Annotated in this window: 23 protein-coding genes; 13 read left to right on the forward strand and 10 right to left on the reverse strand. The window is 67.7% G+C overall.

All coding sequences use genetic code 11. The features are described from left to right. Positions 1-42: 42 nt before the first annotated feature. The 3 genes from ACIBL3_RS38700 (at position 43) to ACIBL3_RS38710 (ending at position 2,445) form a co-directional block, all read left to right on the forward strand. Positions 43-1,329 carry a LuxR C-terminal-related transcriptional regulator gene (locus tag ACIBL3_RS38700; RefSeq protein WP_396358929.1) on the forward strand — a complete coding sequence of 429 codons (1,287 nt, stop codon included), beginning with the start codon at positions 43-45 and terminating at the stop codon, positions 1,327-1,329. 98 nt (positions 1,330-1,427) lie between these two features. Beyond that, positions 1,428-1,712: a hypothetical protein gene (locus ACIBL3_RS38705; RefSeq protein WP_396358931.1), complete on the forward strand. Its 285-nt coding sequence runs from the start codon at positions 1,428-1,430 to the stop codon at positions 1,710-1,712. 307 nt (positions 1,713-2,019) lie between these two features. Further along, complete coding sequence (locus ACIBL3_RS38710) at positions 2,020-2,445, forward strand: hypothetical protein (RefSeq protein WP_396358932.1); 426 nt, start codon at positions 2,020-2,022, stop codon at positions 2,443-2,445. An 86-nt stretch (positions 2,446-2,531) separates the two neighbouring features. Here ACIBL3_RS38710 and ACIBL3_RS38715 read toward each other — a convergent pair whose 3' ends face one another. After that, positions 2,532-3,290: a bifunctional DNA primase/polymerase gene (locus ACIBL3_RS38715; protein WP_396358933.1), complete on the reverse strand. Its 759-nt coding sequence runs from the start codon at positions 3,288-3,290 to the stop codon at positions 2,532-2,534. Positions 3,291-3,484: 194 nt separating this feature from the next. On the opposite strand from ACIBL3_RS38715, the gene ACIBL3_RS38720 reads away from it, so the two are divergent. The 4 genes from ACIBL3_RS38720 to ACIBL3_RS38735 all read left to right on the forward strand — a co-directional run bounded on the left by ACIBL3_RS38720 (position 3,485) and on the right by ACIBL3_RS38735 (position 6,809). Beyond that, positions 3,485-3,931, forward strand: a complete 447-nt coding sequence (locus tag ACIBL3_RS38720) for an Rrf2 family transcriptional regulator (protein WP_396358934.1) — start codon at positions 3,485-3,487, stop codon at positions 3,929-3,931. 32 nt (positions 3,932-3,963) lie between these two features. Further along, positions 3,964-5,184, forward strand: a complete 1,221-nt coding sequence (locus tag ACIBL3_RS38725; RefSeq protein ID WP_396358935.1) for a globin domain-containing protein — start codon at positions 3,964-3,966, stop codon at positions 5,182-5,184. 447 nt (positions 5,185-5,631) lie between these two features. Further along, positions 5,632-5,835, forward strand: coding sequence for a hypothetical protein (locus tag ACIBL3_RS38730; RefSeq protein WP_396358936.1), 204 nt, complete (start codon positions 5,632-5,634; stop codon positions 5,833-5,835). Positions 5,836-6,359: 524 nt separating this feature from the next. Then, a complete protein-coding gene (locus ACIBL3_RS38735; protein ID WP_396358937.1) occupies positions 6,360-6,809 on the forward strand; it encodes a hypothetical protein in 450 nt (149 codons plus the stop codon). Positions 6,810-6,991: 182 nt separating this feature from the next. On the opposite strand, the gene ACIBL3_RS38740 is transcribed toward ACIBL3_RS38735, so the two are convergent. The 4 genes from ACIBL3_RS38740 to ACIBL3_RS38755 form a co-directional block, all read right to left on the reverse strand. Further along, the gene (locus ACIBL3_RS38740) at positions 6,992-7,759 is read right to left on the reverse strand and encodes a DDE-type integrase/transposase/recombinase (RefSeq protein ID WP_396358938.1); all 768 of its coding nucleotides are present in this window, start codon (positions 7,757-7,759) and stop codon (positions 6,992-6,994) included. After that, a complete protein-coding gene (locus ACIBL3_RS38745) occupies positions 7,654-8,091 on the reverse strand; it encodes an HNH endonuclease family protein (protein ID WP_396358939.1) in 438 nt (145 codons plus the stop codon). Before ACIBL3_RS38745 ends, ACIBL3_RS38740 begins: the two co-directional genes overlap by 106 nt. A gap of 306 nt (positions 8,092-8,397) precedes the next feature. Further along, positions 8,398-8,769 carry a hypothetical protein gene (locus ACIBL3_RS38750; RefSeq protein ID WP_396358941.1) on the reverse strand — a complete coding sequence of 124 codons (372 nt, stop codon included), beginning with the start codon at positions 8,767-8,769 and terminating at the stop codon, positions 8,398-8,400. 522 nt (positions 8,770-9,291) lie between these two features. Further along, positions 9,292-9,432: an integrase core domain-containing protein gene (locus tag ACIBL3_RS38755; RefSeq protein ID WP_396358942.1), complete on the reverse strand. Its 141-nt coding sequence runs from the start codon at positions 9,430-9,432 to the stop codon at positions 9,292-9,294. A 131-nt stretch (positions 9,433-9,563) separates the two neighbouring features. On the opposite strand from ACIBL3_RS38755, the gene ACIBL3_RS38760 reads away from it, so the two are divergent. Together ACIBL3_RS38760 and ACIBL3_RS38765 are read left to right on the forward strand one after the other, a co-directional pair. Continuing rightward, positions 9,564-10,346, forward strand: a complete 783-nt coding sequence (locus tag ACIBL3_RS38760) for a hypothetical protein (RefSeq protein WP_396358943.1) — start codon at positions 9,564-9,566, stop codon at positions 10,344-10,346. 162 nt (positions 10,347-10,508) lie between these two features. Continuing rightward, positions 10,509-11,051 carry a hypothetical protein gene (locus ACIBL3_RS38765; RefSeq protein WP_396358944.1) on the forward strand — a complete coding sequence of 181 codons (543 nt, stop codon included), beginning with the start codon at positions 10,509-10,511 and terminating at the stop codon, positions 11,049-11,051. 354 nt (positions 11,052-11,405) lie between these two features. Here the strand turns inward: ACIBL3_RS38765 and ACIBL3_RS38770 are convergent, their stop codons facing one another. Both ACIBL3_RS38770 and ACIBL3_RS38775 read right to left on the reverse strand, forming a co-directional pair. Beyond that, a complete protein-coding gene (locus tag ACIBL3_RS38770) occupies positions 11,406-12,368 on the reverse strand; it encodes a carbon-nitrogen hydrolase family protein (protein WP_396358945.1) in 963 nt (320 codons plus the stop codon). 111 nt (positions 12,369-12,479) lie between these two features. Continuing rightward, positions 12,480-13,952 carry an MFS transporter gene (locus ACIBL3_RS38775; protein WP_396358946.1) on the reverse strand — a complete coding sequence of 491 codons (1,473 nt, stop codon included), beginning with the start codon at positions 13,950-13,952 and terminating at the stop codon, positions 12,480-12,482. An 86-nt stretch (positions 13,953-14,038) separates the two neighbouring features. On the opposite strand from ACIBL3_RS38775, the gene ACIBL3_RS38780 reads away from it, so the two are divergent. After that, positions 14,039-14,674, forward strand: a complete 636-nt coding sequence (locus ACIBL3_RS38780; protein WP_396358947.1) for a TetR/AcrR family transcriptional regulator — start codon at positions 14,039-14,041, stop codon at positions 14,672-14,674. A 63-nt stretch (positions 14,675-14,737) separates the two neighbouring features. Here ACIBL3_RS38780 and ACIBL3_RS38785 read toward each other — a convergent pair whose 3' ends face one another. Together ACIBL3_RS38785 and ACIBL3_RS38790 are read right to left on the reverse strand one after the other, a co-directional pair. Then, a complete protein-coding gene (locus ACIBL3_RS38785) occupies positions 14,738-16,411 on the reverse strand; it encodes a S8 family serine peptidase (protein ID WP_396358948.1) in 1,674 nt (557 codons plus the stop codon). A gap of 112 nt (positions 16,412-16,523) precedes the next feature. Further along, the gene (locus tag ACIBL3_RS38790; RefSeq protein WP_396358949.1) at positions 16,524-19,247 is read right to left on the reverse strand and encodes an AAA family ATPase; all 2,724 of its coding nucleotides are present in this window, start codon (positions 19,245-19,247) and stop codon (positions 16,524-16,526) included. Between the two features lie 198 nt (positions 19,248-19,445). Here ACIBL3_RS38790 and ACIBL3_RS38795 point away from each other — a divergent pair, with 198 nt between their 5' ends. Then, positions 19,446-20,048, forward strand: coding sequence for an AAA family ATPase (locus ACIBL3_RS38795; RefSeq protein WP_396358950.1), 603 nt, complete (start codon positions 19,446-19,448; stop codon positions 20,046-20,048). A gap of 136 nt (positions 20,049-20,184) precedes the next feature. Beyond that, positions 20,185-21,024, forward strand: coding sequence for a S1 family peptidase (locus tag ACIBL3_RS38800; protein WP_396358951.1), 840 nt, complete (start codon positions 20,185-20,187; stop codon positions 21,022-21,024). Between the two features lie 53 nt (positions 21,025-21,077). Here ACIBL3_RS38800 and ACIBL3_RS38805 read toward each other — a convergent pair whose 3' ends face one another. Further along, complete coding sequence (locus tag ACIBL3_RS38805) at positions 21,078-21,305, reverse strand: hypothetical protein (protein ID WP_396358952.1); 228 nt, start codon at positions 21,303-21,305, stop codon at positions 21,078-21,080. On the opposite strand from ACIBL3_RS38805, the gene ACIBL3_RS38810 reads away from it, so the two are divergent. Beyond that, positions 21,304-21,528, forward strand: coding sequence for a hypothetical protein (locus ACIBL3_RS38810; protein ID WP_396358953.1), 225 nt, complete (start codon positions 21,304-21,306; stop codon positions 21,526-21,528). The two genes, ACIBL3_RS38805 and ACIBL3_RS38810, sit on opposite strands and share 2 nt — an antisense overlap. Positions 21,529-21,763 lie beyond the last annotated feature (235 nt).

Here is a 21,763-nt window from a genome sequence, read left to right on the forward strand (position 1 = left end):
GCCGCGCCGGGTGGTCCCACGACTGGCAACCCAGGTGGTCCCATGAAGCTGGCAGAAAACCGCTCAGAGCGGTCCCATGCTCATGGCAGGCGACATCAGGCACAGATGGCGGGCAACTCTGTGCTAGTCGGATCTGCCCGGAGTGCCCGGGAGGCCTACTTGGTGACCCGAGGCCGAGCAGCCGAGATCATTGAGATCAAGACCGCCGGATTGCGCGAGACGCTCGATGCGGGAGAGTCCGAACAGGCGGCCTTCTACGCCGGCTGCCTCGGCCGGAACCTTCTGGTGTTCGGACGCTTCGCTGAGGCCGAGCGGGCAATCCGCGAAGGGCTCGCGCTCGCCCGGGCGCCGCATACCAGCGCACACGTCCGGCTCGCCGCGGCCTTGCTGTCAGTACGCCGAGGAGACCTGGATCCGGCGCGCTCGCATCTGCAGCGGGCAGCGCAGCTCGTACCAGACCTGGACGAACGCCCGGGACTGGAAGCGCCGCCGACCCTTGCCGAGTACTTGGTGGCCACTGGCCGACCCGATCGTGCCCTGGAGATGCTTGCCCGGACGATGGCGGTCCAGATCGCCGATCCCCGGATCGTCGACGACATGGTTATGTGGGCCGCTCGTTCAGCCGCTGAGATCGCCGAGCACGCGCGGGACCGCCGAGACGGCGAAGGCGCCAGTAATGCTCAACGAATGATGGATGAAATCGTTGGGCTCCGCCATGACCTGCAGCCGCCACCGTTCGAGCGCATAACGAACGACGACCTGATCCTGCCAGCCATCGAGGCTCTGTACATCGCCGAGACCGCACGATGCCGGGCCCTGGCATCGACGTCGGCGGTCTGGGCGAACGCCACAAAACGGTGCGCCGCTGCGGGGCTCCGGTGGGAGGAAGCCGTCGCGTCGTCGCGCTGGGCGCAGGCCCTCCTCCACGAGGGCGCGAGCCGCGCGGCCATCGCCGCTCCGTTGCGGTCAGCGCACAGACTTGCGGTTGAAATGGGCGCCGGTCCGTTGCGCCACAACGTCGAGACACTTGCGGCGCTCGGAAAGATCTCGCTGGATGAGCCGGCGGCACCGTCAACGGATGACGTACCGGACGTCTTCCGTTCCCTGACCCAGCGAGAACGCGAGATCCTGGCGTACCTGGTCGACGGTCGAACCAACGCAGAGATCGCCGACGAGCTGTACATCAGCCACAAGACCGTCAGCGTGCACGTATCCAACGTCCTGCGCAAGACCGACACGTCATCACGGCGCGATGTGTCCGCGCTCGCGACCAGACTCGGCTACCACCATCGAAGCGAAGGCGCGGGCAACAAGACCGACCCGGCATAAGGCATACCTCGCAGAATCTGAGGTCTACTACCCGATGCCGACGCCACTCCGCATGCCGGACAGTCGTGGTATGCCCGACTACAGAGGAGTGGATTCAGATGGCAATCAAGACCATCACCCGAACTGCCGCTGGCGCCGCAACCATCGCAATCGCGGGACTCGCACTGACCACCGTTGCACCGGCAGACGCCACCAACAAGCCCGAGCCTGGCGGCGGAACGGTCATCGTGGACCCGGCGATCCCGCCGACCGACAACGGCCGAAGCCTCGATCTAGCCCAGATTGCCAGTGGAGCGCTCGGCGGCGTCGCCCTGACCACGGCCGGGTTCGTTGCCGCTACTCGCCGGCACCGCCCTAGTGATTCGACACCCCGGCCAGCCTGACGCCTCGGACACCGGGTCACGCAACAAGCCGGCAATCGCCTCAACTCGTCCAGGACCCCGTCGCTTGCCATCCATCAACTGAAATCCTCAGCGTCAAACTGAGTCGGCCTCGTTCCGCCCGACCTGCACCACGACATCAACACTGTCCACAACGCAGACTCCCAGGTCACAGACCCATCTCAGGATCGAAGCCTCACGGAAAGTCTGTTCTAGTAATGCCTTCTGCTGTAGCCGGGCCAGCCCACACCGGGGAGGGTCCTGTCCCCGCTTCTGGAACTGTCGGTGCCTGGTGGGATCGTGTTGTGGCATGGAGCTGACTGTCCGGGATTTCGAGCGGATACCGCCGGGGAACCTGCGGGTGCCGGTGCGTGAGTTCGCCCGGCTGTGGCTGGCGGCTGAGCAACGCGGCGACGCGCAGGCGGGTCAAGATCAAGGCGACTGGTACCTCGCCGGCGTGCGGATCACGTGCCGGTGGATGGCCGGTGCGTTCGTGACCTTCAACTACCCGGCCGGGCCGGTTCGCCAACGAGTCCGTGCGCCGGTCACCAAGACCACCAGGAAGGCGCACGAGGAGCTGATCGCGCGGGAGACCGAAGCGGCTGAGACCGCGGTTGCCCGGGGCGGCCTGCCGGGCCGGCCGGGTCTGGCCGAGGGCGCGAAGGCGACGTTCGCCTGGGCATGGCAGGGTTCGGGTATGCCACCGATCGAGGTGAAGCGCACCGCGGCGGGCTAGTGGCCGCCCGGTAAGCGAAAGTGCCTCAGGAGCGGGGTTGTGTGGCTTCCTGAGGCCCCTCCGGGTGCGGGAGTCGTGGCCGGTGGTCAGGCGGTTCGTTGGCGTGGGTGGCGGGTGCCGGCGGTGAGTCCTGAGGTGATGGTGCGTTCGGCTTCGGCGCGGGGCAGGCCGATGCGATCCGCGGCGGACACGAGTTCGTCGTACGCGGTGTTGTGGTCGAGTAATTGTGCGCCGATGAGTTGGCCGAGGGCGAAGGCTGCACGGTTGAGGGTGTCGTTGCGCTGCCCTGGCACGGCAGCGAGTACGTTGTCGATTTCCCCGGCGAGTGCCGCGAGCGTATAGGCGCTGACGTTCCTCAGGTCGGGTGTGGTGCCGCTCAGTGCGGTGTTTGCGGTGCCCGGTGGCGTGGTGTCGAGGATTGCGGTGATCCAGTCGGGGAGTCGCTGCGGTGGGGTGGTGGTGTGGGTGCGGTAGTGGCCGGTGGGGGTCGTTGATCCGGCGCCGACGACGTAGCCGCCGTGGCCGCGGGTGTCGATCTTCCAGCCGAGGCGCCCGGCGCTGTTGCCGAGCTGGATGTCGGTGGGTTGCCGGCAGTAGAGGTGGTGGCCGCCCGTGGGGGTGGTGACGGTGTAGGTGTCGAGGAGGGCGCCCGGGTTGGTTGAGTAGTCGGCGGCGAGCAGGGCGAGTACGTCGGCGCCGTTGGCTGCGCCTCGGGTGCGCCAGGGTTCGGGTGGGGTGTCGTCGGGGTGTTTGGGTTGGCGATCGCAGCGCTGAAGGAAGCTGGCATGATCGAGGGCCCGCGAGGCAAGCGGCCGCGCGTGATCGCCGCGAGCCCGAAGCCGCATACGTCATCGGCGTAGCTGACCTGCGCGCTCGGAGGTGCGCTCGGAGGGATTCGAACCCCCAACCTTCTGATCGCTTCTACGTCACGGGCCTCGCGTCGGGTGCCGTCAAGGGCTGATTGGTACACGGTTCGGGTGAGAAGCACCACCGGCTCGTAATTTGGTATCTGAGATGCCAAATACATAGGGTCGTTGCTGTGCAGCTCACCCGATTCACCGACCTTGGGCTCCGCATCCTGATGCGGCTCGGAACGCCTGCAGTCGATGGCTCGGCACTGACCACCCAGTCGGTGGCGGACCAGATGGCGGTCAAGTACACGCATGCTGCGAAGGTCGTGGCCCGCCTGCAGATGCTGGGTGTCGTCGAGACCCGTCGCGGACGTCTTGGTGGGCTGCGCATCACCGAGCACGGCCGGACGATGTCGATCGGCCGGCTCGCTCGTGAGCTCGAGGGCACGTCGGAGGTCATCGAGTGCGAGGGGCCGAATCCCTGTCCGCTGCGCTCCGCCTGCCGCTTGCGAAAGGTACTGCGGGATGCGCAGGAGGCGTTCTTCCGGGAACTCGATCCGTTCACGGTGACCGACCTCACCTCGGCGCCGACCGCGGACGTCCTGCTCTCGCTCTCGGTCCGTAGCTCCAGCTAGCCCACCCGTCCAACCAGCTGTGGAGGAAGTCCATGTTGTCAGCCCAGTCGACCGAAGTGGTCAAGGCCACGCTGCCGGCGATCGGCGCCGCGATCGACCAGATCACGCCGATCTTCTACCGGCGGATGTTCGCCGCGCACCCAGAGCTCGAACGGGACCTGTTCAATCGCGGCAACCAGGCACAGGGTGACCAGCAACGGGCGCTGGCCGGAGCGATCGCGGCGTACGCCACCCTCCTGGTCGACGAGACCGCCCCCGCTCCCAAGGATCTGCTCGGTCGCATCGCGCACAAGCATGCGTCCTTGGGGATCTCCGCGGACCAGTACCCGATCGTGCACAAGCACCTGTTCGAGGCCATCATCGAGGTGCTCGGGGACGCTGTCACCCCCGAGGTCGCGGCCGCCTGGGACGAGGTCTACTGGCTGATGGCCAACGACCTCATCGCGATCGAGAAGGAGTTGTACGCCGACGCGGGCGTCGACCCTGCGCACGTGATGCGGAAGGTCGTCGTACGGGCTCGCGTCCAGGAGTCGCCGGACACGGTGTCGTTTGTGCTCGCCTCGCCGGACGGTACGGCGCTGCCGACCGCACGTCCCGGTCAGTACATCTCGGTTGCCTGCACGCTGCCCGACGGTGCCCGCCAGATCCGTCAGTACAGCCTCACCCGGGCCTTCCGGCCCGACGAGTGGGCGATCAGCGTGAAGGCCATCGCCCCCGCCCAGGCCGAGGACGGCTCGCCGATTCCCGAGGGTGAGGTGTCCAACTTCCTGCATCGCACTGTCTTCGAAGGTGACGAGCTCTCCGTCTCGCCGCCGTTCGGTGACCTGGTCCTCGAAGACTCCGACGCGCCGGTGGTGCTGATCTCGGCCGGCATCGGCTCGACCCCGATCATCGGCATGCTGCACTACTTGATCCACACCGCGTCGGCGCGCGATGTCATAGTCCTGCACGCCGATCGCTCTCCGGCCCGGCACGCCCATCGGCAAGAGCTCAAGGAACTCGTCGACCGGCTGCCTACGGCCACCCTGCACCGGTGGTACGAGGACCTCGGCGGGCGACCCGTGCGCGACGACCTCCTCGCCGGTCTCGTCGACCTCGACGCCGTGCAGATCCCCGCTGATGCGCAGGTCTACCTCTGCGGACCGCTGCCGTTCATGGAGCTGGTGCACCGCAGCCTGATCGATCGCGGGCTGCCGGAAGCCAGCATCAGCTACGAAGTGTTCGGCCCGGACAAGTGGCTCGCGGCCGTCTGACCTGATCCGTAGAGACTTGCATGTCGTAGAAGGCAGCCAACTGCAGCGTACTTCAGTGCCTTTGACTTCGGTCGCCGTAGACTCCCGCAAACCCTGTTAGACGTGAGTTCGTGCGCAAAACCATGCCCACGACCCGTCGCATCGCGGGGCCCGTTCTCCGGTGCAGCGTGGCTGCTCCGTGCTCGCTGTGCGGGGTCGTTGGGGTCAGTCAGCACTGCCTTGCAAAGGCGGTTGTGGCGCTCCCGCTGACCTGAGCGGCGGATTGCCAAGCGTGGGCTCGACCGGTTGCACCCCGTTTGCGACCGGCCGAGCCCGCTGCTGCTGTCTCGTTGGGGCACGTGGAGGGCACACGGACCTTCTGATCCGTAAGACCCGCCAGGGTGGGCCTGACCGCCCCTGACCGACCTTCTGAGCTGCGGGACGATCGCACCTCGCTACGGTGACTGGGTGAACGACGAACCGGTGACCATCAAGCTCACACACGACCAGGCCCTGGTCCTCTCGGACTGGCTGTACGACGTGACAATGAGGTCGGATCAGCTGAACGCGATCGTGCCCGACCGAGCAGTCTGGTCGCCGTTGCACACGATTGCCGGCACGCTCGACAAAGCGCTGCCAGAGATCTTCGCGCCGATTACGGCGACCTCCTAGACGCAGCACGCCGCCGTCTGCAAGCGGCGATGGGCGACGACGAGCCGCCTGAGCCCGGAGCCGTAACCGGTCGAGGATACACCGACGCGTGAGATTCAAAGTTGCTGATTGACCGTCGACCGGTGTCCATCAAGGCGTCGGCCATGCTCGCAGTCGAACGCACACCCCGCCCGGATCGCCGCGCACCGTCTACCGCCGTCCACGGGTCCTGTTAGCAAATCCGTTAGCAAGTAGCCAGTTTGGAAGATCGGCCAGAGGCACGCTCACCGCCTGGCGGCGAGCCTCAACCGATGCCCGCCGAGTGACCCCACTTGCCCCCGGATGACCCCTCATAATCGCTCGCTAATCGCTCGCACAGGACAGGATACCGTCGCTATGGACTCGGGATGCGCAGCGGAGCAGACTGAACGTGCCAGCATGCAAGCAGGGGGGCTGCTTTGACGCCGGGGGCCTTGGCGATGAGGCCGATCCTCGATGCCCTGGATCGCGGCCTCTTGCTGCCTGTTCGATGGGGAGGGGCAGAGATGAGAATGCTGATTTCGAGGTATGTCGTCGCATTCCTCAAGAGAACTGTCGGCGCGGTCGGCGCGGCGATCTTGGTGGTGGCGATGCTCGCCTCGCCAGCAGAGGCCGATCGTCCGACGGTCGTTAGCGCCAACCAGACGTTCCTGGATGTGAACCCGTGCACCGGCGAGCTCCACACGGTGTCCATCACGTTGACGCTGTTCCTGCATGATCACGGTGATCTCATCGTCGAGCGCTCCGAGGATACTGTCACCACCACCCCCACGGGATACTCGGGTGGCGGGACAGCCACGTACGTGGAAACCGAGGGACTCGTCGTGTTCAGGCTCACCGATGTCCTGACCAACGAGGCCGGTAGCCGCATCCTGGCGCGCACCGTGTTCGTTCTAGACAAGGCGACCGGAACAGCACGGGTCGACCGCGAAGAACTCACGTGCGTTCGTCCCTGACAACCAACTCGTCTGCGTCCTGAGCACCTGGCTCCCGCGCGTGCCCGAGGAACGCGCTGTCACCGGGGCCGATCGCAAGGCGTCAGCACAACACTTCTTGGCGCGAGGTCAGCGGCTGCGCTGACCGAAGGTCGTTCAACGGGGTCCACCTGAGCGATGAGGGTTGAGGAGGCTGGCATCGGTCACACCTGCCCCGTCCCATGATGTCGATGCCCATCCGAAGGATCACTGCCCGACTCCTCTGCTCGCGTGACAGTTCCGGCCGCCGCACCGCCGTGGGGCCACGATCCGCACCAGACATTCGCTAACAGGGATCCACAAGCCGTGGTCGCCAGGTTCCTAACAGGGCATCTCCCGATCCTCCCCGCCGGCCGCCAAGAAGCCTCAGGACTCGCCCACCAAGATTGAATGTCGGTCAGCGTCGAGGCCGGAATCCCGTACTGCGCAACGTTTTCCCGGAACGACGCGAGCACGATCGGCCCGGTGATCCGGGCATGCGCGGTGACCGACAGCGCGTAGCGGGAGTGGTCATCCAGCCAGGTAATGATCTCCACGTCCACGCCCGGTGAGCCGTCGGGACGGGTGAGGCGGTAGTGGGTGAAGTCGGACTGCCAGCACTCGTTCGGCAGCTCGGCGGCGAACCGCAGGTACGACGACCTGGGCCGCTTCCCGGGATCCGGCGTCACGGCGCCGGCCCGGGTCAGGATCCGGTGGATCGTGGCCCGCGACAGCCTGACCTGGTGGTGGTGTTCCAGGTGCCAGCCGTGCTCGAGAGCCGTCCGGCCTAAGACCCGCCGAGTCAGGTCGTAGGGCGGGGTGCCTGCCGGCGAGCTAGCTCGGCTTCCTAGGGCAGGATCGGGTGATCTCCTGGGCGGCGTCGCGATCGGCCGCGGTGATCGGCAGCGACGGACTTGTGGGCGACCTGGAGGTATCGGAGGACGTAGGCGCACCGGTTGCCGCGGTTGATCGGCAGCCTCTCGCCAGGCCCGTCGTCATGCTTGGAGGCGTTCACGGGTCCGTGGACAGCCAGCAGGTTCGCTGCCTGGTCGTTGGCGAAGTCAATGCGTCGCTGGAGCGGCCAGCTGGCCGCTCCCAGGTCCCACGCCCGGGACATCGGGTACAGGTGGTCGATCTGCCCCCTGGTCGCGGAGGTCTTGCGGAACTCGATCCGGCGTTTAGTGTAAGGGTCGGCGGGAAGGGTGCCGGCGATGACGGCAGATCGGGAGCGAGCGCGGTACTGCACTGCGGTCAGCTGGGCCGCGAGGACGTCGTTGCCGATCATTGAACGCAGCCCAGTTTCCGGCGCCCAATTCATCAAACCCCAAGCCTCGCGTCTGTGCTTTGAGGAACGCACCCTCGGGGTCCTCCGGACTCTCAGGTAGGCGCGCGTCGACCACCACGGTGTCCTGTCAACCATGCGCGCGCAGGTGCGGTCGGTCGTTTGGAATGATTTGGTTTCGTCTGACCGGACGCTCGGCTACGACGTGCGCTTCCGGCGACTCTGGCGCCTCTATCTCGCTTACTGCGAGGCGGGCTTCGCGGAGCGCCGGACGACTGGCAGCTGCTGCTGGGGAAGCCGGGCTACGGGCTACGCCCCGGCCGCGGCGGTGTCCCCGGCAGGTATTGAGTTGTCCCTCAAGTGATAGATCGGAAGGCCGGCGGCTTGAATGTCGCACGCGGGCCCGCCGGCGATCCGGCATTCGGCGTCGCGGAACGCGTCCGGCAGCGCGAGCCCACATACGAGACCGTCGTTGTTGCCGAGGCGGTCGAGCACGTACGGAAGGACGTACGGATCTCCCTCCGTGCCCGGCAGCGCTTCGAGGTTGAGGACCTCGTATCCGGCAGGACACGCCGTTGTGGTCGGGGTCTGCGAGGGGTCGGCAACCGCGGGTCCCGCGGTGATCGCGAGCGCAGGGAGAGCAAGGAGTGATGCAGAAAGTACAGTGAACAATCGTTTCATGGGAATCCATCCGATCGAACGAGCTGCTACGACGTTGGTCTGCACGAGACTTGAGCTGTTCGCACTATGACGCGGGCCCGCCGCCGCGGCCCGCGCGCCGAATCCCCGCCGGATGACGTCATCTGGCCCCCCGGAGCCGTCGTGCGAGTGGTTGCGGACCACGCCGACGGCATGGCAAAGCAGCGATGCTCGCTACGCAAGCGTGTTTGGCGCCCCCAGCGCGTCTTCCCCCAGAGCCCCCTCCGTCGCGGCTGCCGAACAAGGGATGAAGGGCTGCCGTGGCCAACGGAACGTCAGAGAATTTACGCGCGGTACCGGGTTCGCACAAGACACCGCGGACGGGCGATCAGACTTACCGCCGGGTGCTCGTCCGTTGATCCGTCGGAGGCTCCAGAGCCAGCCGCAGCACAGCCACACCGTCCACAAGACGCCTAGGCCACAACCCCAATCGAGAATTCGAGGCTGATGATCGAGCAGAAACCTAGTCGCCCGGGTCGGGCGTCTAGTGCTGCTGACGGAGGCCTATGACAGTGGGTTCTGGGTTTTCTGTCGGAGGCGTTCGCATGGGGTTTGTCCGCTGAGCGCGCCGTGGGGTCGATCGTAGTTGTAGTAGTCCTCCCAGTGCTGGAGTCGGGCGTTGAAGAGGTTGACGTCGTCTATCACCTGGCCCTCGAGGAGGCGGTAGAACTCCTCGGAGCAGCCTGTTCACGGCGGTTGACCTGGCGCCGGCCAAGCCGGACTTCGCAGCGGGCGGCGCCTACCTGGCGGCGAACCTGAGCTGGAAGATCCCGGTGATGTCGGATCTCGATCAGGTGATCGTGCGACGCAATCCGAACAGCACAGTTCCCACGCTGACCACCGGTTCGCTTGTTTACGCGGGTACGGCGTCCGCGGTGAAGAACACCGGCCTCGCGCAGGGCGTGACCTGCACGTACGCGGCCTGGGTGAAAGACCGTAGTGGCAAGGTCAGCCCGGTGGCGGTCAAGCAGTTGCTCGGAATGAAGTCCGGGATCACCACGACGTCGACACTGATCAGCTACGGCGGGTCGATCACGATCAAGGGCAGCACGCTGCGGATCGACAACAAGGCGTACGTGGGGTTGCCGGTCAACGTGTACGTGCGGCCGAAGAACTCGTCGAAGTTCGCGTTGCTCGCGGCTTTGAAGACGACATCGACGGGGACTGTCGCGGTGACGCACAAGCCGGCTGTGTCGTCGGTGTACATGCTCACGTTCCCAGGCAACGCCGACCTGATGGGCACCCGCACCGCCGATATCACCGTGCAGGTCGCGCCGACGATCTCCGCGACGCTCGCCCCGACAGCGATTCGGCCTGGACAGGCGGCTGCATTCAGCGGATACGTCGCCCCGGCGCACGCTGGGCAGACGGTCTACCTGCAGCAGTACGGGAGCAAAGTGTGGAAGTCGATCGCGGCGGTCAAGCTGAGTACTTCGGGTAAGTACGCGTTCGGGATCAAGCCGGCCACCCGTGGACAGATCGCATACCGGGTCTGGTTCCCCGGGGACCCGGATCACGCGCAGGCGTTCACTCCGAACAAGATCCTCACCATCAGCTGATCAGTTGCGCCAACAGCACGCCCGGGTCTTCCAAGGCCGGGGCGTGCTGGTTGGTCGGGGGATCACCCGCCTGGGGTGATGTTGTCGGGGGGCGGGGGTGGTGACGATGGTTGGGCGGCGGAGGAGTGCCGTCGCGTGATCCGGCATGGAAGGGGGACCGGTATGGCCATCGGACCGGTGCAGTTGGTGGTGCTCGGGTTCAATCACCCGAACTTTCACGGGGAGATCATCGAGGAGCTCGAGCGGCTGCGCGAGGCGGACGCCATCCGGGTGATCGACGCGCTCGCCGTCCACAAGGACGCCGACGGCGAGATCGAGGTCGCTCACCTCAGCAACCTCACGCTCGACGAGGCCGTCGAGCTGGGCTCGAAGATCGGCGCCCTGATCGGCCTCGGCATCGAGGGCGAGGAGGGCTTGGAAAAGGGCGCAGAGGCAGGCGCCGAGGCCGCCGCCGACGGATTCCAGGTCTTCGACGAAGAGGACGCCTGGGACGTTCTCGAGGAGATTCCGAACGACTCGGCCGCCGCACTTTTGCTGCTCGAGCACCACTGGGCGGTCCCGCTGCGCGACGCGGTGATGCGGGCCGGTGGCTTCCGGCTGGCCGACGAGTTCATCAGCCCGATGGACCTGGTCGGCATCGGACTGCTCGAGGCCGCCGAAGCCAAGGAACTGCACGAGATGGAGAAGGCCGGCACGGCGAAGTGACGCCGCGGGCCGGAACACGACACTGGAGGTGACCCATGTTCGGCTCTCGCAGGGTGGCACGACGGACAGCCCGTCGTACGGCGCGACGCGTCGACCGCCGCCGGTAACCGACCCGGCGGCGCGGCCTCGGTGAGGTAGCGCCGTCGTCGCACGGGCAGCGCGCCCGTGGCGTATCCGAACCAGCCACCAGTCGGTGGCTGGTTCGGCTTCAGCATGCTGCCGCTACTGCCGTGCCATCTGGGCTTGCAGTTCGGACTCCGGGTCCCGGATGAGGTCGCCGCTGACGTCCACCGTCACCTGGTGAAGGTGCCGGTGAACTTGAACAGGCTCGCGTACAGAGAATCCGAGCCCAGGCTAGATGAGCGGGTCGGGGAAGCCGTTGTGGAGTGTGGTGACTACTGGCCGTGGGGCGGTGTCGACGGCTAGGCGGAAGACGTCGGGGCGGTGGTAGTGGCCTACTGGGTCGAACATTCGGCGGGCGGAGCGGACCTTGGCCAGGTCCAGTTCGGCGTACAGCACGGTCTCCGCGTGGCGGGCGGGTCCGGCGAGGATCTCTCCATTGGGGCCGACGATCACCGTGTTGCCGGGCTCGACCCAGTCGGGGTCGTCCGGGTCGGTGCGCCATACCCGGTCCCGGTCGGGGAAGTCTGCGGGGATCTGGTCGACCTTCAGGCACGGGTTCGAGCCGATCACGTAGCAGCGGCCTTCCCGGGCGATGTGTCGCATGGTCGCGACCCACCCGTCACCTCTGGCCAGCGTCGGCGCCACCCACACGTCGACACCCTGCGAGTAGAGGTAGAACCGGGCCAGCGGCATGTAGTTCTCCCAGCAGATCAGCCCACCGATGCGCCCGAAGGGGGTCTGGTAGGTCTCGAGCATCGAGCCGTCGCCCATCCCCCACACCGTGCGCTCCGAGCCGGTAGGCATCAGCTTGCGATGCTTGCCGAGGAGATTGCCGTCGGCATCGAAGTACAGCAACGTGTTGTAGATCGTGCTCCCGGCGGCCTCGCGTTCGTTGATCCCGATGACGAGATAAACCCCGGCTCGCCGAGCCGCTGCCCCGAGCCGTTCGGTGGTCTCACTCGGTACGACGACAGCCTGGTCGGCCAGCATCGCGAACCACTGCTCGTCACCGTCCCAGATCGGCGGCCCGTCGATCCAGATCGGCGTCCCCGGCACGAACGCCTCGGGAAACACCACCAGATCGGCCGCCCGTACGGCGGGATCGGCCAGCAACTCCTCCACCTTGGCAAGCGTCGCCTCGCGATCCATCAGCACGTACGCCGCCTGCACTGCAGCAACCGTCAATGTCGTCATCTCGCCCCCCTCCTCGACGATACGCCCAGCCGGCGCGCGTCACATCGCGACGACGACCGCCGAGAGGCGCCGCTCCCGCTGGGAACGGCGCCTCTCAGATGTTCGCCGGGGTCAGTGCTCGGTGCCGGGGCGGGCGGTCTTCGGGAGCAGGAAGCCAACCGCGAACGCGAGGAGGATTCCGCCGATGGTGGCGAGGAGCGCGGTCTGGGTGCCGTCGAGGGCGGCCATGGCGCGGGTTGCGGGCGTGGCGTGGGCGACCTTGCCCATGAAGATGGTGCCGATCACCGCGATGCCGAGCGCGATGCCCACCTGCTCGAGCGAGCCGAGCATCCCGGTGGCCGAGCCGACCTCGTTGTCCCGGACGCCGCTCAGGATGATGTCGAACAGCGGGACGAAGACCATGCCCATGCCGGCACCGCCGACGAGGTTGGGGGCCACCAGGTCCCAGTGCCCGACGTTCAGGCCGGTCAGCGCGAGTACGCCGTACAGTCCGATCAGGCCGGTCGTCATCAGCGCGAGGCCGACGTGGAGCAGTTTGCGGCCGTACTTCTGCATCGTGATCCCGGAGACCGCCGAGCCGATCAGCGCCCCGAACGCCCAGGGCGCCATCGCCAGGCTCGCGTGGATCGGGCTGTAGCCGAGGCCGACCTGCAGGAACATGCTCAGGACGAACGTGCCGGCCAGCGCACCGAAGAAGACCACCGCGAACAGCACACCGGACAGGTACGCGCGGTTCCGCAGCAATCCCGGCTCGATCAGCGGGGTGGCACCGCTGCGCTGCCGGCGGGACTGGTAGGCGCCGAACCCGGCGAGCACCGGCACCGAGGCGATCAGTAGTGCCTTCGACCACAGCGGCCAACCGATCTCGTGACCCTGCACCAACGGGTAGACCAGGGCGACCAGGCCGGCGCCGGCGATCAGCAGCCCGGGAATGTCCAGCGAGATCCGGCGGCCGGTGGCCTGGGCGTTCGGCAGGTACTTGGCGGCGATGACGAAGGTGAAGATGCCGACCGGGATGTTCACCAGGAAGATCGCCCGCCAGCCGGTTCCCAGCAGGTCCGCGTCGAGCAGCGTGCCACCGACGATCGGGCCGATCACCGCCGACAGACCCATCACCGGACCGAAGAACCCGAGCGCCTTGGCGCGCTCACCCGGCTCGAACAGGTCCCGGGCCAGCCCGAAGCCCTGCGGCAACATGATCGCGGCGAACGCGCCCTGGGCGACACGCGCGGCGATCAGCATCTCCGACGACACCGCGAGCCCGCACAGGAACGAGGTCACGGTGAACCCGCCGACGCCGATCAGCAGCGCCCGCTTGCGGCCGACGAGGTCGCCGAGGCGGCCACCGATCAGGAGCAGGACGGCCAGGGCCATCGTGTACCCGGCGGCCATCCACTGCAGGCTGGCGTAGGAGCCGCCGAGGTCCGCGCGGATGGCGGGGGCGGCGACGTTCATCACGGTGGAGTCGAGCAGGTCCATCACCGACGCGGTGATGACCGCGGAGAAGGCGAGCCAGCGCCGGCGAAGGAGCGGGGCGGCGGCGGGGGTTGCTGCTTGGCTGGGAAGTTCTGCGACTGCGGTCATCATCGGCTCCAGATCCAAACGGAACGAAATGTTCTGTTCCAACTCTAGCGGAACGGAGCATTCCGTTCAAGTGGTAGTCTGGTGATATGACGAAAGCGCTCAGTGGCCGGCAGGCGCAGGCGGCCCGCAACGACGAAGTGATCCTGGCCGCGGCACGGGCGGTGTTCATCGCCGATCCCGGCGCCCCGATCGCTGCCGTGGCCGAACGCGCCGGGGTCGGCATCAGCGCGCTCTACCGGCGGTACGCGAGCAAGGAGGAGCTGCTCCGCAAGCTCTGCAGCGACGGCCTGGCCCGCTACATCGAGGAATCGGAGAAGGCGCTCGCCGACGACCGCGAGCCGTGGATCGCGTTCGGAGCGTTCCTGCACGCGCTGGTCGACGCCGACACCAACTCACTGACCCAGCGGCTGGCGGGAACGTTCACCCCGACCCCCGACCTCTGGCGGGACGCGGCGCGAGCCGGTGAGCTGAACCAGGCGATCTACGCGCGGACGAAGGAGCACTTCCGGCCAGGGATCGAGGTCGAGGACTTCGCGATGATCCTCGAGCAGATCACGTCGATCAAGCTCGGCGACGAGGCGCGGACGAACCGGCTCCGGCACCGGTACCTCACGCTGATGCTGGAGGCGATGCATCGGCCGGGGGAACGCCCGGGCGGCGATTCGGAACTCCCGGGACCGCCGCCTAGCAACGAGGAGCTGACCGACCGCTGGCGCGCCTGACCGGGGCAAACGCAGTGCTGCCCCCTCGAAAGCTCGAGGGGGCAGCACCAGGGTCGAGAACGGTTAGTGGCGGGTCACCGCGGCGTAGGCATCGACGATGCCGTGGCCGTAGAAGCCGTTGAACTCCCGCGTGCCCTCACAGAGCGCGTTGAACTCCTCCGACCGCCCTTCGTTGGTGTAGGTCTGCAGCGGCGGGACCGGGCACGCCCGGGCCTGGGCCGTGTCCATCAGGATCCGGCCGACCTTGTCCGGGTCCATCCCGTAGTCACCGCGGTTCTTCTTGCCGTACTCGCTGACGATCAGCGCAGCCACACCGGTGGCGTGCGGTGACGCCATCGACGTACCTTGCAGCACGTAGTAGTACCCACACTTGGTGTAGTCCGTGACACCGGCGGGGCACTGCTTCTGCGCACCGAGTGCCACCCCGTCCGGGGTGATGTTGCCGGCCGCGTCGACCAGCCCCTCGGCCTGCAGGGTGTTAACCGGGTACGTCGACAGGATCAGGTTCTCGTTGGTCCGGAACATAGGCGTCCCGAAGTAGTCACGGAACCAGCCACCCGGCGCCGACACCTCGATCTGCTCCAGACCGTAGTTGGAGTAGTCGGCCTTCTTCGTCGACGGACCGAGTGCCGACACACCGATCACGTGCGGGCCCTCGACCGGCAGGTCGACACAGGTCGCGTTGTCGATCGGCCGCGGGTACGCCGTACCCGGCGGGAAGTCGGGGCTGGAGATGTCGGTCCGCGGCTTGCCGAGGTCCTCGTGGTTGTTGCCGAGCGAGCCGACCAGCGTGACACCGCGCTTGTGCGCGTAGTTCAGCGCCCGGTTCATCGCCCGGATGATGGTGCGCTGCTCGGCCTGCGCCTCCGGGCTGTCCGCCGGGTTGGCGGTGCAGTTGTACAGCCACGGGTCGACGTAGAAGGACATGTTGACCACGTCGAGCCCGACGTCACCGGCGTACGTCAGCGCGTCCGTGACCGGGCCGAGGAACAGGTAGCCGCTGTCCTGGCCGCCACGGATCTCCACCAGCGTCACGTTCGGTGCGACGCCGGATACGCCGACGCCGTTGACCGCGGCGCCGATCGTGCCCGCCACGTGGGTGCCGTGACCGCTGTCGTCCCAGCCGACCGGGTCGACACAGCCGCGGAACTCACACGCACCGTCGATCTCCGGGATGTCCGGTGCGAAGTTGCGGGACAGCTTCCAGTCGAAGTTCGGCGCGATGTCGGGGTTGCGGGCATCGATGCCGGAGTCGAGGACGCCGACCTTGACCGACTTCTTGCCTGGCTGGACCGTCCGCGCCAGGTCGGAGCGAACCATCCGCAGGCCCCAGAGTTGCGCGTCGAGCGGGTCCATCCCGACGGCCGTCTGCTTGCTCGCCGCGCCGCCGGTCTTGCCGGTCAAACTGTTCTCGCGCTCGACGTTGTTGCGTGCCTTCTGCTGCGGCACCGTGCCGATCGGGCGGCTGCGTGCTGCGCCCTCGATCGCGCTCGACGCGGACACACCCGCGACGAACCCGGAGGCGGCGGCGCGTACGGTCAGCGTGCCGAGGTGTGCGTTCTCCTTGACCACTTCACCGCCGGCGGCCTTGACCGCCGCGATGGCCTGGTTGCGGTCCGCGCCCTGCTCGAGCAGGACCAGGTACTCGGTGTCTCCCCCTGTCGCTCCCGTAGCGCCGGCACCGGCGGTGACCGGTACGGCGAGCGTGGCGGCGACCAGGGCGATAGCCCCGGACACCGCAAACAAACTTCTCCGGACGTCCCTCACGAGCGGATCCCCTCCCTGGAGAGTGAGTGTGACGGCCTCACGGTAGGTCGGGGTGCGGCGACCGAGAAGGGTGACTACGTTGTCAGCTTCCCAACGCCCCCATGAACGTAGGGATTTCCCTGCGGGAGGCGATGCCGAGCTTCGAGTACACCTTGCGAAGGTGCCAGTCAACGGTGTGGGGGCTGAGGAACAATCTGGCGCCGATGTCGGTGTTGGTGAGCCCCTCGCCGGCGAGACGAGCGATCTGTGCCTCTTGAGCCGTGAGGGCGGTCGTCGCGACCGTGCGCTGCCGCACCTTCGCGCCGGTTGCCTGCAGCGCGCGGCGCGCCCGTTCGGCGAAGGCGTCTGCCCCGAACTGGCTCAGCATCTCGTGGGCGATGCCCAGTTGAGTACGAGCGTCGACGCGGCGGTCCGCACGGCGCAACCATTCGCCGTACAAGAGATGCGCACGCGCCAGGTTCACGCGGACGCGGGTGCGCGAGAGCCGCTCGATCGCCTCACGGTAGAGGGTGTCGGCCGCCGCGCCCTCGGACAGGAGTGCGCGCGAGCGCGCCTCGACACCGAGCGCCCAGTCCGTGCCGCTGGCCTGTGTCGCGTCCGTGAGTTGCTCCAGTGCGTCGGACGCCGCCTCGGGCGCGCCGCTGCGTACCGCCGCCTCGACCAGTTCGGCCAGCGCCCACTGCGGCGCGCCGAACTGCTCCTGGTGTGATGCCGCTTCCTGGGCCGCGGCCATCGCCTGCTTGTACTGCGCGAGACCGTTGCAGAGCACCGCGTGGTGGAAGTGTGCGACGGTGACCCCGAGCCCCTGGCCAAACTGTGTGGCCGCGCTGACCGTGCCGTCGATCAGCGCTCGCGCCTCGCTCTCGTGGCCACGCACAGCGGCCAGTGCGAGCGCCCCGAACGGCGGCTGGTTGCTGCCGATCGCCGTACTCACGGTTCGCACCTCCTCGACCATCGAGGCGGCCGCCGCCAGGTCGCCGGCGAAGACATGCACGACGGCCGACGAGTCGAGTGCCAACGGGAGCTCACTGAGCGCGCCCGCCTCGCGAATCAGCCTCACGTGCCGGGACGTGACCAGGTCCCAGCGCTCGAGGTCCCAGAGATCTGCCGCGATGACGCCGGCGAGCAGCAGCCACCGCATCGACTCCTGGACCGGAACATCGTCGTCACAGAACGCTGTCAGGACTCGCTCGATCATCGGCGCCGAGGCCGCAAAGCCGTCCGTGAGACGAACGGCAAGAGCATCCAGCAGCTTGTCCGTCGCGCGCGGCAGGTCCGCCGGTGGGGCCGCGCCGGCCGCCTCCCCAACCTCCCGCCAACTCGGGCTGCTCGACAGGTGGCCGGCAAAAATCGCTGCCGACACCGCTTCCAGGTAGGTGTCCCGGGCGAGAGCGACGTCGAGCGGCTCGAGCCGGCGAGCGGCGGTCAGCAGGAGCGGAGGGGCCTCCCTGCCGCGGCCTTGTGCGAAGGCGAGCCCAGCATGCAGTACGTCGATCCGCGCGCGGGTGAGCTCGTTGGGCTGGCCCGCGGATGCCGTCGCGAGGAGCGCGGACGCCGGTTCGAACGCTCCCGCCTGGAACTTCGCCCCGGCGGCTTCCAAGGCGCGCTGCGACCGACGAGCGGGATCTTGCGTCAGCTCGGACGCCCGCTCCAGGAACGCCGCCACCGCCGCGATGCCGCCACGAGCCTGGGCCCGCGCTGCCGAACGCTCGAGCTCCACGGCGACGTTCTCGTCCGGGCCTGGCGCGGCCTGCGCCCGATGCCAGGCCCGGCGATCGGGTTCGGCGTCGGCGTCGATCGATTCCGCCAGTGCCCGGTTGGCCAGCTGACGATCGGCCAGGGGCGTCGCCCGGTACACCGCCGAGCGCACCAGCGGGTGCCGGAAGCGCACGTGCGTGTCGAGCGTCATCAGCTCCGAGGCGTCGCCCGCCGCGGCGTCCGCGTCGATGCCCAACCGCTCCGCCGCCTGCCTCAGCAACCGCACGTCGCCGACCGGCTCCGCCGCAGCGGTGAACATCAGGCGCCGCGTCTCCGTCGGGAGCGACGCGACCCGGCGGAGGAATTCCCGCTCGATCTGACTCGACACGGGCCGGCCATCCACCGTTCCCAAGCCGCCGGCCGGTTCGGACGCGATCCATTCGTGCGGGAGCTCGAGCAAGGCCAGTGGGTTGCCGCGCGACTCGGCGACGATACGGTCGCGCACCCGCTGGTCGAGTGGACCGGTCACGACGGAACCGAGAAGCGTCCTGGAGTCGCGCTCCGACAGGCCATTGACCGTCAGCTCCGGGAGGCCGGTCAGGGTCTTTACGGGGGTGGGTTCCCGGACGGCGAAGACCAGCAGGACCGATTCCGCCAGCAGTCGCCGGGCGACGAACCCCAAGGTCAACGCCGATGCTTGATCAAGCCACTGCGCGTCGTCGATGGTGCAGACCAGCGGTTCGTTGCCTGCGGCATCCGCAAGAAGACTCAGGACGGCCAGGCCGACGAGGAAGCGGTCAGGCGCGTTCCCGGCCTGCAGACCGAACGCGGTGGCGAGCGCATCGCGTTGCGGACCGGGGAGCTGGTCCAGACCGGTGAGCAGCGGGGCACAGAGCTGGTGCACGCCGGCGTACGAGAGCTCCATCTCGGACTGGACGCCGGCAGCCCGCAGTACGCGGCATCCAGAGGAGCGCTCGAGGAGGTACTTCAGCAGCTCGGTCTTCCCGATGCCGGCCTCGCCACGCAGGGTCAGGGCAGCGCTGCGCCCCGCCCTGGCGCCCTCCAAGAGGTCGTCGAGCGCCCGGCACTCCTCTCGCCGACCGATCATTCCGGCGCCTGAAAGGCGGGGCGTCACCGGATGAGCATACTTTGACGGCAGGCCGGCAATTAAGCGTGTGACTGTGCCGCCGGCGCTGCGCTCTCAGGGTTTTCCTAGTGAGTTCTTAGCGTGCTCTATGGGCTGGTGGGGAAGCTCTCTCGTCTAAGTGGGTGTTGGACTCCACTACGGACGAGAGGACGAAGTGCTGTGGCAGGTTTGGGGATCGCCGAGGCGCCGGGGACCCTCCTGGCGCAGGACAGGGACGAGTTGAGGTACCCGGCGGGCTCGGTGGTGGTGCTGGCCGGGATCCCGGGAGCAGGCAAGACCACGCTGCTTCGGCGGCTGTACCCGGTGGGTGGTGACCACCAGGGCGTGCGGGTGTTCGACTCCGAGCGGCTACGGGATCGGTGGATGCCGACACTCGGCGCGATCCCCTACGCGTGGTGGCGCCCACTGCTGCACCTCACGTACTACGTGAAGGCGCTCAGTGCGATGCGCAGCGGGCCGATGATCCTGCACGACTGCGCCACTCGTCCGTGGGTACGGCGCTTGATCGGCTGGCGAGCACGTCGGTCCGGACTCCACGTGCACCTGGTGTTGCTCGACGTACCCGGGGACGTCGCTCGCTCCGGTCAGTGGGCTCGTGGCCGGGTCGTGCGCTCCGGGAGCATGGAGACGCATTGCCGTCGCTGGCCGGACCTGCTGGACCAGGCTGTTGCCGACCCGAGCCGGGTGGTGCCCGGCGCCGAATCCGCAGTGGTACTCAGCCGGCGCCAGGCGAGCAGGCTCGGGCGAATCACGTTCGACTAGCCGAGCGGTTGCCTGTACGGCGGACGGGGCAAATACTCCTGAGTGTCAGCCGGTGGTTGCACGGCTACGTGCTGCTGCCGGTGGAACTCCGAGGGACCCCGCCCAGTCGGTCCCGCGCACGCTTCAGGAGGACCCTGTGAGGATCGAACGTACGTCACGCCGCCGGATCGCCCAGCTGGCAGCCACAGTCAGCGCAGTCGCAGCATGCCTGTACGCCGTACCGCCCGCAGCCGCCGAGCCGTCGCCGGCCGCCAGACTGGCCGCCGCCACCGCAAAGGTCGACCAGTCCGGTGTGAAGGGCATCGCCTGGTACACCGACGCGGCGTCCGGCAAGGTGGTCGTCACCGCTGACTCCACTGTCTCGGCTGCCGACGTCGCTGGACTGAAGCACGACGGCGTCCAGGTCAATCGCACGAATGGGGTGTTCCGGCCGCTGTTGTCGGCCGGCGACGCCATCTACGGCGGCCAGTACCGCTGCTCGCTCGGCTTCAACGTCGTGCAGGGCAGCACCTACTACTTCCTCACCGCCGGACACTGCGGCAAGGTGGCGAAGACCTGGTACGCCAACTCAGCCAAGACCACGTTGATCGGCCCGACGGTCGACTACAGCTTCCCCGGCAACGACTACGCGCTTGTCCAGTACAGCAACACGTCGCTGAGCCACCCCGGTGGTTTCACCGCGGCCAACGCGTTCGTCGGTGAGAACGTCACCCGCAAGGGCTCGACGACCGGCACCCACAGCGGCCAAGTCACCGCGCTCAACGTCACGGTCCGGTACTCCGGCGGCGGACGCGTCAGCGGCATGATCCAGACGAACGTCTGCGCAGAGCCCGGTGACTCCGGTGGTCCGCTGTACGACGGATCCAAGGCACTCGGCATCACCTCCGGCGGCAGCGGCAACTGCCAGACCGGTGGTACGACGTTCTACCAGCCCGTCCCCGAGGCCGCGAGCGTTTACGGCGTCACGGTCTACTGATCAACCAGCACGAGCCTGGCCGCGACCTGGCGGCCAGGCTCGTACCGCACGAACTAGTTGTTGCTCTCGTCCGCGTCCAGCGGGCAGGTGTCCTCGGTGCGGTCACCGGTGAAGTCGACGTCCGGGTGCGCGGCACTGAGCAGCGCGGCAACGTTGTTGGCCGCCTCGCCGCCGTAGAACTGCGGGTCGTCGAGCACCTGCTGCAGGGTCGGGTTCGCGACGCCGCCCTTCTTGGTGCCGTCGACGTCCGGGTCGAACAGCGCGTTGTACGACTGCGTCATGTCGACGCCGGTCTCGGCCACAGCGCCCGGGTTGTTCTTCCAGAACCCAGGTGTGCAGAACTCGCCGCCAGGCGGCGTGGTCGGCGGCGTGGTCGGCGGCGTGGTCGGCGGCGTGGTCGGTGGTGTGGTCGGTGGAGTCGTCGTCGACGGTGGTGTCGACGGCGGCGTTGCGGTGGATGTGGTGGTCGTTGTGCTCGTCGTACTCGAGGTGGCGCCGGCTTGAGACACGAAGCCCATGCCGAGCACACCTCCGGCGGCGACAGCCGACACTGCGGCAACGACAGCGAACACCCCACGATTGCGGCCCATCAGAGGCCCCCCTCTGTGATCAATCGCGCCGCAGGCGGGCGCCGCGGCGACTCCCCCGAATCCGTCCCCCACAGACGGACATTTCGAAGGTACGACTCCGTTTCCGCGTTGACCAGGGCTCGTGGATCTCACACACTGACTTCAGCGAT

This window comes from Kribbella sp. NPDC050124 (assembly GCF_044460355.1).
GTDB lineage: Bacteria > Actinomycetota > Actinomycetes > Propionibacteriales > Kribbellaceae > Kribbella.